The following is a 10730-nucleotide window of genomic DNA, read 5'->3' as shown; positions in this document are numbered from 1 at the left end:
CGGAGCTGGAATTGGCTGACCTGGCCGCCACCCCCGGCGGACGGGCTGGACTGCCTGGCGGAGGCTGGCCCCTCACGGACCTGGCCGCCACCCCCGGCGGACGGGCTGGACTGCCTGGCGGAGGCTGGCCCCTCACGGAGGTGGAGCGTGCCAGCCTGACCGAGGCCCTGAAAACACCGGGCACGGGACCGGAAGAAACCGAAGAACCGCAAGGCCTCGCCCTGCTCCGCCGGATGGCGGAAAGTGCCCCCCGGCAGGTGCACGACCTCACGGCTCTGGAAGCGCTGCTGGGGCGGCGGCTCCGCATCTCCCCCAGCCAGCTGGAAAAATATTATACCTGCCGTTACGGCTATTTCCTGCAATACGTTTTAGGCCTGCGCCCCCGCAAGCGGGCAGAGCTTTCCGCCGACCAGAGCGGCACCCTGATGCACTGGGTGCTGCAGATGGCGCTGGACCCGAACCCCGGCCCGGACAACCCCTGCGCCAACGCCATGACGCCTTTTTTGGAGCTGGACGACGAGGCCATGGCGGCGCTGGCCTCCCTGCTGGTGGACGAGTACGCCAAGCGCTATCTGCCGGAGGACACCGCCCGCTTTGCCTACCTGCTCTCCCGCCTGAAAAAGAGCATGACAAGCCTTTTGTGCTACCTGCGGGATGAGCAGCGGCAGTCCAGTTTCCGCCCGGTGGCCTGTGAATTGAAGATCGGCCGGGGGGAGGATTCCGTCCCCGGGCAGACCTATCATCTCTCGGACGGGCGGACGGTGCAGCTCATCGGCACGGTGGATCGGGCGGACGAATGGGTGGAAGAAGACGGCACCCGCTGGGTGCGGGTGGTGGATTACAAGACCGGCAGCAAAAAGCTGGACCTGAAAGAGGTCTACTGCGGCCTGGACTGTCAGATGCTGCTCTACCTGTTCAGCCTGACGCGGGACAAAAGCGGCCGTTTTACTGGGGCAGAGCCTGCGGGCGTGCTGTACCTGCTGGCCGACCCGGCCCCCGAGACGACCACCCGCCAGAACGCCGCCAAGAGCGTGGAATACAAGCTGGACGGCCTGGTGCGGGACGAGCAGAAAGTGTTCGACGCCATGGATGCCGACGAGACGGGGCGGTATCTGCCGTTCTCGTTCCGCAACGGTGCCCCCAGCCCCTACCAGAAAGACAAGCGGGCGGACATCGCCAAGCTGAACCGCATCGAGCTGCATCTGGACGACCTGGTCACCCGGATGGGCGAGCAGCTCTACGGCGGGCAGATCGCCGCCGAGCCGCTGGTGACGGGCCGCAGCCCCTGCCAGTGGTGTGATTACGGCTTTATCTGCTGCCATGAGACGGGCATCGGGGAGCGGGCCCTGAACGCCCCGGAAAAGCCTTTTGAACCCGAAGAAAAAACCGAGGAGGAAAAAGCATGAGCGAACCCAAATGGACGCCCGCCCAGCGCGCCGCCATGGAAGACCGGGGCGGTGCGCTGCTGGTGAGCGCGGCGGCGGGCAGCGGCAAGACCGCTGTCCTGACCGAGCGCGCCGTCCGGCTCATCACGGATCCGGACCACCCCGTGGACGCTGACCGCCTCCTCATCGTTACCTTTACCAACGCGGCTGCCGCCGAGCTGGCGGGCCGCATCGGGCAGGCATTGCTCCGGCGCAGCCAGGCAGAGCCGGGCAACAGCGCCCTCCGCCGCCAGCGGATGCTGCTGCAGCGGGCCCCCATCTGCACCATTGATGCGTTCTGCCTCGATTTGCTCCACAAGCATTTCCAGGCGCTGGACATCCCGCCGGACTTTTCCCCCGCCGACCCCGGCAGTGTGGAAACCTTGCGGGCAGCGGCCCTCTCGGAGACGCTGGAGCACGCCTACGCCGACCCGGATTTCTGCGCCTTTGCCGACCTGTACGGCAAGGGGCGCACGGACCGGGCGGCGGGGGAGACGATCCTACACGTCTATGATTTCCTCCGTGCCCTGCCGGACTATGACAAAAAGCTGGACGAATTTTTAGCCCCGTGGGAAGCGGAAAACGGGTTTGCTTCCACCTGCTGGCACGACATCCTGCTGCGGGAGGCTGCCCGTGATGCGCAGTCGGCCCGGGAGCTGTTTGAAGCGGCGCTGGCGGATGCAAACACGGACTCTGTGCAGGAGCTGGGGGAAGCACAGCTGAAAAAGACGCCTGCGGCCATCCGGAAAGCCGAAGAGGCGGTGCAGGAAAAATACGAGGAAGTCTGCGGCCGGCTGGAAGAAGCTGCCGCCCGGCTGGGCGAGGTGGAGCGGCTGGCCCGGGCCGGGGAGTGGACGTCCCTTTACGATCGGCTCACCCCCTCTGTCCTGGGCATGGAGGAGACGCCGGGCCTGAAAGGCTCCCGCAGGCGGCTGAAAGGCGACCACAAGACCGCCATCAAGACCCGCGCCAGTGAGGCGGCGGACCTGTTTGAGACCATCTGCGGGCTTGTCTCCTGCAGCATGGAAGAGGCCGAGGCGGACCGGAAAGAAGCCCTGCCCCGGCTCCGGGCCCTGTTTGCGGCGGTGCGGGATTTTGATGCCCGCTTCTCCGCCAAAAAGCAGGAGCGGAAGCTGCTGGAATTTAGTGATTTTGAGCATCAGGCTCTCCGCCTGCTGCGGGACGCGGACGGCAAGCCCACCCCGCTGTGCGAGAGCATCCGGCAGAATTACGCCGCCGTGATGGTGGACGAGTATCAGGATACGAACGCCTTGCAGGACGCCCTTTACACCTGCCTTGCCACCCCCAGCGGGGATGATTTGTTCCTCGTGGGCGATTTGAAGCAGAGCATCTACCGCTTCCGTCAGGCTGACCCCAGCATCTTCCGGCAAAAGCTGGACCGCTGGCCCCTGCTGCCGGGCGGAGTTGCCCGCCCCCGCCCGGAGGAGGGCACCCCGGGCCGGAACGCTCTATTGGCGCTGGATGCCAACTTCCGGAGCGCGCCGCAGGTGGTAGCGGGCATCAACTTTTTGTTTGAGCAGCTCATGACTCCCTCGCTGGGCGATACCGCTTACGGCGACGGCCAGCGGCTGGTCTGCGGGGCACCGGGAACGTACGCGGGCCGTGTGGAAGCGCACTTCCTGCCCGACGACACGGCGGAGACAGACGCGAATTTCATCGCGGAAAAAATCGAGCAGCTGGTGGCGGCCGGGGAGCCGGTGCGGGAGGGGAGCGCGACCCGCCCGGTCCGGTATGAGGACTGCTGCATCCTGCTGGCGGCCCGCGGCGATTTCCCGGCCTATGTCGAGGCACTGACGGCCCGGGGCATCCCGGTTTATGCCGACGCCCGGGAAAATCTGCTGGATGCCCCCCACATCCGGCCTCTTATCGCCCTGCTGCGGGTCATCGACAACCCCGCGCAGGACATCTATCTGGCAGCTGCCATGCTGGGGCCGCTGTTCGGCTTCACGGACGATGATCTTGTCCGTCTCCGGGCCCTGCAGCGCAAGACCAGCCTCTATGGCGCGGTGCTGGCGGCAGTGCAGAGCGAGGAAGACAACGAGTTCACCCGGAAAGCGCGGGCTTTTTATGCCCGCCTGACGGAGCTGCGCCGGATGGCCCGGAGCGTGCCGGTGGAGCAGCTGCTGGAGGAGATCTTTGCCTCCACCGGCTATCTGGCGGCGCTGGGCGTCATGGAAAACGGCACCCGCCGCCGGGAGGACGCCCGGCGGTTTGCGGCGTTCTGCGCCAGCGTGGGCGGCAGCGGCATCTCGGCGCTGGTGCGCGCCATTGACGCGGCGGCCCTGGCGGGCTCCACCGGGCAGGATACAGTTCCCGGCGGCTCCCGCCCTGGCTGCGTGACCATCATGACCATCCACCGCTCCAAGGGATTGCAGTTCCCGGTGGTGTTTTTGGCGGACACGGCCCGGCGGTTCAATGCCGCCGACACCCGCCAGCCGGTGCTGCTCCACCGGGAGGTCGGCGCGGGACTCCGCCTCCGGCCCGAGGCGGGGGAGGGCGCCTACAAGACCGCCGCCTATGCCGCCCTGGCCAATGTCCACGAGCAGGAAATGCGCAGTGAGCAGATGCGCCTGCTCTATGTGGCCCTGACCCGGGCGCAGGACGAGCTGATTTTGACCATCCCACTGGGGATGACCAAGACCACCAACCCTTTGCCAAAGCGGCGGCGTTTTTGACGGCCGGGGCAGGGGAGACGCTGCACCAACAGGCGGCCTGCTTTGCGGACTGGCTGCGGGCGGCGCTGCTGGTCCACCCAGGCGGCGGGCCGCTCCGCCGCCTGGCGGAGAATCTGGAGCTGCCGTTTGTGGACACCCGGAGCACCATTGCGGTGACGGTTCATGACGCCCCGGCAGAGGCGGCGGAGCCGGAAACGGCGGAAGAAATTCTCGAAACGGCCTCCGCCGACCCGGCCCTTGTAGAGACACTGCGGGCGGGCTTTGGCTGGCAGTACCCTGCAGCGGACCTGGCCGCGGTGCCTGCCAAGGTCAGCGTGACCAGCATCGTCCACAAGCAGGAGCAGACGACATTGGAGCGGCCCGCGTTCCTTTCCAAAGACGGCCTCACCGCCGCCGAGATGGGAACGGCCCTCCACGCCTTTCTGGAGCACGCCGATTTCGCAGCCCTTGCCACCGGGCTTGCCGGGGGCGGGGATACACTGGCCGAGGCCATCCGCACCGAGCGCCAGCGGCAGGTGGAGGCAAAGCTTACCCCGCCGGAAATTGCCGGGAAGCTGGATGTGAGCAAGATCCGCCGCTTTGTGGAAGGCGAGGCTTTTGCCCGCATCCGGGCGGCAAAGCAGGTGCTGCGGGAGCTGGACTTCATCACGGCCCTGCCTGCCAGCGCGGTGCTGGCGGCGCAGGGGAGTGCCCGGCCGCAGGCAGACTCCGCGGCCGCCCAGGCGCGGGTGTTGGTGCAGGGCATTGCGGACATCGTGCTGGTGTTTGACGACCACATCGAGCTGCTGGACTATAAGACCGACCGCAAAAAGACGGAACAGGAGTTTCTGGACGCCTACCGTGCCCAGCTCGATCTGTACGCCCTGGCCATTGAAAAGCGCTTCGCGCCAAAGCCCGTGACGTATAAGGGGATCTACTCGTTCAGCCTGAACCGGCTACTCGAAGTGGAAACATAATTTTTCAAAAATCCGCATAAAAATGCTTGACAGGGGATACGGGCTGTGGTAAACTACTCGGGTAAAGAAAGCAGCTACGGCCTGTGCCGCGCTCGCCTTGTGGGGTTCAAATCCCCGGGCTATACCCTGAAACGTATCTCCTGAGAGCAGGAGTGCGGCTTTGAGTGAATTGTGCGCGGCTGTCCGGAAACGGGCGGCCGCGTTTTCTACGCTAAATTTTGCAACACTATGGATTATTGTTTGGAGGTGCATTCATCATCGCTACCGCTGGAAAGTCGAAGGAACTGGAGATCAACGGTCAGATCCGTGACCGTGAGGTTCGCCTGATCGGAGCAGACGGCGAGCAGAAAGGTGTGGTCAGCATTCAGGTGGCCATGCGTGCTGCTGAGGACGCAGGGCTCGATCTGGTAAAGATCGCACCGCAGGCTGTCCCGCCTGTGTGCAAGGTGCTGGATTACGGCAAGTACCGTTTTGAACAGCAGAAGAAGGAGAAGGAAGCCAAGAAGAACCAGAAGGTGGTCGAAGTCAAAGAGACCCGCCTCTCGCTCAACATTGACACCAACGACTTCAACACCAAGCTGAACCAGACCGCCAAGTTTTTGGCAGCTGGCCACAAGGTGAAAGTTTCGATCCGCTTCCGTGGCCGCGAGATGGCGCACAGCGCACTGGGTGCCGACGTGCTGAAACGCTTTGCCGAGGCCCTGCCCCAGGCAAGCATGGACAAAGCACCGGTGCTTGAGGGCCGCACGATGTCCATTCTGCTGATCCCGAAACCCAATAAGGACTAATTTTAGGAGGATACTAAAATGGCTAAGATGAAACTGAAGACGCACTCCGGCGCTAAGAAGCGCTTTAAGCTGACCAAGAACGGCAAGATCAAGCGCGGCCATGCATTCCGCAGCCACATCCTGACCAAGAAGACCACCAAGCTGACCCGTGGTTACCGTCAGCCCAGCTACGTTGATAAGACCAACGCTGCTACCATCAAGAGCATGCTGCCCTACGCCTAAGAAGCGAGCCGCAAGCACACAGACATTTACGAGACTAAAGGAGATATAAAAAATGGCACGTATCAAAGGCGCAACCATGACCCACAAACGTCGCAAGAAGATGCTGAAGCTGGCTAAGGGCTTCTACGGCTGCAAGAGCAAGCACTTTAAGATGGCCAAGCAGCAGGTCATGAAGAGCGGCAACTACGCTCTGGCTGGCCGCCGCATGAAGAAGCGTCAGTTCCGCAACCTGTGGATCTGCCGCATCAACAATGCTGTCCGTCCTCTGGGCATGAACTACTCCACCTTTATGGCTGGCCTGAAGAAGGCAGGCATCGAGCTGAACCGCAAGATGCTGAGCGAAATGGCCATCAACGATCCCAAGAGCTTTGCAGCTCTGGTCGAGACCGTGAAGAACGCCTAATCAAGACCTTTTGTGACGCCCGCGCGTATTATTACGCGGGCGTCCTTTTTGTATGTTCTGGAGGGCAGCATGACTGAAAAAATCACCAGCCGGGAAAACGCAAAGATCAAATACGCCTGCCGCCTTGCGCAGAGTGCGGCGTTCCGCCGCGGCGAGGGCCGCTTTCTGGCCGAGGGCCGCAAACTCTGCCCGGAGCTGGCCCGTGGCGCGGAGCTGGAAACCCTGTTTTACACCGAAACGGCGGCTGAAAAATGCCCCGAGCTGGAAACTCTGCCTGGGGAGCACTATCTGGTGGAGGACCATGTGGCCGATAAACTGGCCGACGTGGGCACCCATCAGGGCGTGTTCGGCGTGTTCCGCACGCCGGAGCATACGCTGGAAGAAGCCAGAACGGGCGGGCGGTATCTGGCGCTGGAGCGGGTGCAGGACCCCGGCAATGTGGGCACCCTGCTGCGCTCGGCGGCGGCGTTTGGCTTTGACGGCGTGCTGCTGAGTGACGGCTGCGCCAGCGTCTGGGCCCCCAAGACCCTCCGGGCCTCCATGGGCGCGGCTGTCCGCATCCCGGTCATCGAGGCCGGGAAGATGCCGGAGGCCATTGCCGCCCTGCGGGCAAAGGGCATCACCTGCCTGGCGGCGGCACTTTATAAGTCCCAGCCCCTGAGCGCGGCCGAGCCCCGCTACCCGGGCGGCGTCTGCGTCGTCATCGGCAGCGAGGGCCAGGGCCTGACGGAGGAGACCATCCGCGCCTGCAATGGCACGGTGCGCATCCCCATGACCGACCGGGTGGAGAGCCTGAACGCGGGCATTGCGGGCAGCATCCTTCTGTGGCATTTCCGGGAGGAAAGCCTGTGAACGGCCCGGGCCTCGGGCAGATGAGTCTCTTCCCGCCCGCGCCCGCGCCGGAGCCGCTGCTCTGCTGGCTCTGGCTGGCCCACACCCTGGGTGCGGGCAGCGGCCACGCGGGGCAGGTGCTGGACGCTTTTGGCGGGGCCCAGGAAGCCTGGGAAGCCCGGGAAAGTGACGCGTTCCGGGCAGCGGCAGGCATCCCCGCCGCCCAGCGGGCCAGTCTGCCCGGGAACACCCCGGAGAACTACCGTGCCTTTGCGCGGCGGTGCGCGGCTCGGGGCATCCGCATCCTACCCTATGATGACCCGGACTATCCACTGGCGTTTTCCCGTATCCCGGACATGCCGCTGGTTCTCTACTGTACTGGCGACCCGCGCTGGCTCAACGAGCCTGCCACCATCGGGATGGTGGGGAGCCGCAAGCCCACCGAGTACGGCCAGCAGGCGGCAGCGGACCTGGGCGGAGCCCTGGCAAAAGCCGGGGCCGTCATCGTCAGCGGGCTGGCGGACGGACTGGACAGCGCGGGCCACCGCGCCGCTGTCCGGGAGCACTGCCCCACCATCGGGGTGCTGGGCGTCCCCATCGACCGCACCTACCGGCCTCCAACCGGGAGCTGCGGCGGCAGATCGAGCGAAAAGGCTGTGTCATCAGTGAGTACCCGCCCGAGAGCGAGCCCGTGGGGCGGAACGGCTTTCTGCAGCGCAACCGCCTCATCGCGGCGCTGTCCTCCGCGCTGGTGGTGGTGGAGGCGCAGGAAAAAAGCGGCACCATGTCCACGGTGAACCATGCCGAGCGGTATGGAAAACCGGTGTATGCGGTGCCGGGCAGCATCTTCTCGCCCAACTCGCAGGGGACGAATGCCCTGCTGCGGGAGGGCCGCGCCAAGGCGGTCTGCAAGGCGGAAGACTTATTTGGCGTGCTGGGCCTCCGCCCGGCCGCGGCGGGGGCAGAGGAACGCACTGCAGCCGCCCCGCTGAGTGAAAATGAGCGCCGGGTGCTGGCCTGCATCGGCCCGCAGGCCCGGGGCGTGGAGGAACTGGGGAGCCAGAGCGGCCTGCCCACGGCTCTGCTGCTGGGCACCCTGATGAAGCTGGAACTCTCCGGCCGGGTGCTCTGTCTGCCGGGAAAACGGTATATTCTGCGCTGAAAAGCGCATTTCTATATAAAAGGGAGAAAACGTATGTCGAAACTGGTGATCGTGGAGTCGCCCGCAAAGGCGAAGACCATTGGCAAATATCTGGGCAAGGATTACGAAGTAACGGCCAGCATGGGCCATATCCGGGATCTGCCCGCCTCGCAGCTTGGCATTGATGTGGAGCACGATTACGCGCCCCAGTACATCAGCATCAAGGGCAAGGAAAAGCTCATCAAGGAGCTCAAGAGCAAGGCCAAGCACTCGGACGGCGTTATCCTTGCGACCGACCCGGACCGTGAGGGCGAAGCCATCAGCTGGCACCTGGCCAATATCCTGGGCCTGGACCCCCACGGCAACAACCGCGTGACCTTTGACGAGATCACGAAGAAAGGCGTGCAGGAGGGCATGGCCCACCCCCGCGCCATTGACGAAGACCTCTTCAACGCCCAGCAGGCCCGCCGCGTGCTGGACCGTCTGGTGGGCTATAAGCTCAGCCCGTTCCTCTGGCGGAAAGTCCGCCGGGGCCTGTCGGCAGGCCGTGTGCAGAGCGTGGCCGTCCGGATCATCGACGACCGGGAAAAAGAGATCGAGAATTTCAAGCCGGAGGAGTACTGGAACATTGACGCCAGCTTCGGCGTGGGCCGCAAGACCTTTACGGCCCGCCTCTCCTCGGACGCCAAGGGCAAAAAGCTCCTGCCCCGCAATGAGGAAGAGGCCCGCGCCATTGAGCAGGGCCTGCAGGGGGCCGAGTACACCGTGGGCGAACTGAAAAAGGGCAAGCGCTCCAAGCAGCCCACCCCGGCGTCATCCCCAGTACCCTGCAGCAGGAGCTTCCCGCCGCCTGGGCTTTACGGCCACCCGCACCATGCGGGCCGCCCAGACCCTGTACGAGGGCGTGGACATTGCCGGGCATGGCACCATGGGTCTGATCACCTATATGCGTACCGACAGCCTCCGCATCTCCGATGAAGCCGTTGCCGCCGCAAAAGAGTATATCGCAGGGGCCTACGGCGAAAATTATATCTGTCCCTACAAGCGCGCCTGGAAGACCAAGAGCGCGACCGCGGCGCAGGACGCCCATGAGGCCATCCGCCCCTCGGTGCCGTCCCTGACGCCGGACGAGGTGGATCAGAGCATCAGCGGCGATACCGCCAAGCTCTACCGGATGATCTGGAGCCGCTTTATGGCCAGCCAGATGGCCGACTGCCAGCAGGATACCGTGTCCGTGACCGTCTATGCGGGGGACTACCGCTTCAAGGCCAGCGGCTACACGGTCACGTTTGATGGCTTTACCGTCCTGTACGAGGAAGCCACCGACGAGAAAGAAAAGAAAGAGACCAGTCTGCCGCCGCTGGAGCAGGGCCAGGTGCTCAAGCTCAAGGAACTGAAGAGCGAGCAGAAGTTCACCCAGCCCCCTGCCCGCTACACCGAGGCCACCCTCATCAAGGCGCTGGAAGAGAACGGCATCGGCCGCCCCTCCACCTACGCGCCCATCATCACCACCATCATTGACCGCGGGTATGTGGAGAGGGAGCAGAAAAAGCTCAAGCCCACCCTGCTGGGCCGGGCCGTGGACGGCCTGATGCTGGAGCAGTTCCCTCACATCGTGGATGTGGACTTCTCGGCTGAGATGGAGAAGAACCTGGATAAGGTGGAAAGCGGCAAGGCCGACTGGCACAAGACCGTGGACGACTTCTATCAGGGGTTTGCAGCCAGCCTGGAGCAGGCGGAGAAGAACATGGAGGGCAAAAAGGTCAAGGTGCCGGACGAGCCCTCCAGCGAGGTGTGCGACCTGTGCGGCCGCCCCATGGTCATCAAGGTGGGCAAGTATGGCAAGTTCCTGGCCTGCTCGGGCTTCCCGGAGTGCCGGGGCACCAAGCGGCTGGTCAAGGATACCGGCGGTATCTGCCCCAAGTGCGGCAAGGGCCGGATGCTGGAGCGCAAGAGCGCCAAGGGCCGCATTTACTACGGCTGTGAGCGCTACCCCGACTGCGATTTTATGACCTGGGACATGCCCGTGGCCACCAAGTGCGAGAAATGCGGCTCCACCCTCTTCCGCAAGGGCTCCAAGCTCTACTGTGCAAAAGAGGGCTGCGGCTTTGAGATGCCGGTGCCGAAGAAAGATTAAACGGGCTTGCCCTCTCAGGCGCTGACGCGCCAGCTCTCCCAAAGGGAGAGCCCTTGGCAAAGAGATAAACTTTGCAGGGACTGCCAAGCTCCCACTTTGGGAAAGATTCTCCCCGGTGCGGGGAGAAATGTC

At 64.2% G+C, this 10730-nt stretch carries 8 protein-coding genes and 2 pseudogenes; all 10 read left to right on the top strand.

Annotated features, from left to right (window positions below; genetic code table 11):
* On the top strand, positions 1–1406 hold a 1406-nt coding region (locus DXA70_RS12985), incomplete at its 5' end, for a PD-(D/E)XK nuclease family protein (RefSeq protein ID WP_199522887.1).
* A complete protein-coding gene (locus DXA70_RS12980) occupies positions 1403–4120 on the top strand; it encodes a UvrD-helicase domain-containing protein (protein WP_243001411.1) in 2718 nt (905 codons plus the stop codon). The genes DXA70_RS12985 and DXA70_RS12980, both read left to right, overlap by 4 nt.
* On the top strand, positions 4117–5076 hold the full coding sequence (locus DXA70_RS14935; RefSeq protein ID WP_243001410.1) for a PD-(D/E)XK nuclease family protein: 960 nt from the start codon (positions 4117–4119) through the stop codon (positions 5074–5076). Before DXA70_RS12980 ends, DXA70_RS14935 begins: the two co-directional genes overlap by 4 nt.
* A 236-nt stretch (positions 5077–5312) precedes the next feature.
* On the top strand, positions 5313–5864 hold the full coding sequence (infC, locus tag DXA70_RS12975) for a translation initiation factor IF-3 (RefSeq protein ID WP_112115099.1): 552 nt from the start codon (positions 5313–5315) through the stop codon (positions 5862–5864).
* A gap of 18 nt (positions 5865–5882) precedes the next feature.
* Entirely contained in the window at positions 5883–6086 is a 204-nt protein-coding gene (gene rpmI, locus DXA70_RS12970) for a 50S ribosomal protein L35 (protein WP_005928215.1), read from the top strand.
* A gap of 52 nt (positions 6087–6138) precedes the next feature.
* Complete coding sequence (gene rplT, locus DXA70_RS12965) at positions 6139–6489, top strand: 50S ribosomal protein L20 (RefSeq protein WP_005928218.1); 351 nt, start codon at positions 6139–6141, stop codon at positions 6487–6489.
* 69 nt (positions 6490–6558) lie between these two features.
* Entirely contained in the window at positions 6559–7341 is a 783-nt protein-coding gene (locus tag DXA70_RS12960; RefSeq protein WP_022257721.1) for an RNA methyltransferase, read from the top strand.
* A 20-nt stretch (positions 7342–7361) separates the two neighbouring features.
* Positions 7362–7877: pseudogene (locus DXA70_RS14930) on the top strand (DNA-processing protein DprA); the annotation flags it as partial.
* Between the two features lie 8 nt (positions 7878–7885).
* Complete coding sequence (locus tag DXA70_RS14925; protein WP_347553574.1) at positions 7886–8482, top strand: DNA-processing protein DprA; 597 nt, start codon at positions 7886–7888, stop codon at positions 8480–8482.
* Between the two features lie 33 nt (positions 8483–8515).
* Positions 8516–10598, top strand: a pseudogene (topA, locus tag DXA70_RS12950) (type I DNA topoisomerase).
* The last annotated feature ends 132 nt before the right edge of the window (positions 10599–10730 follow it).

Origin of the sequence: Faecalibacterium sp. OF04-11AC (assembly GCF_003460645.1) — a bacterium.
Classification (GTDB): domain Bacteria; phylum Bacillota; class Clostridia; order Oscillospirales; family Ruminococcaceae; genus Faecalibacterium; species Faecalibacterium prausnitzii_I.
The sequence above is the reverse complement of the archived record's forward strand: the minus strand, read 5'-3'. Positions and strand labels throughout refer to the sequence as shown.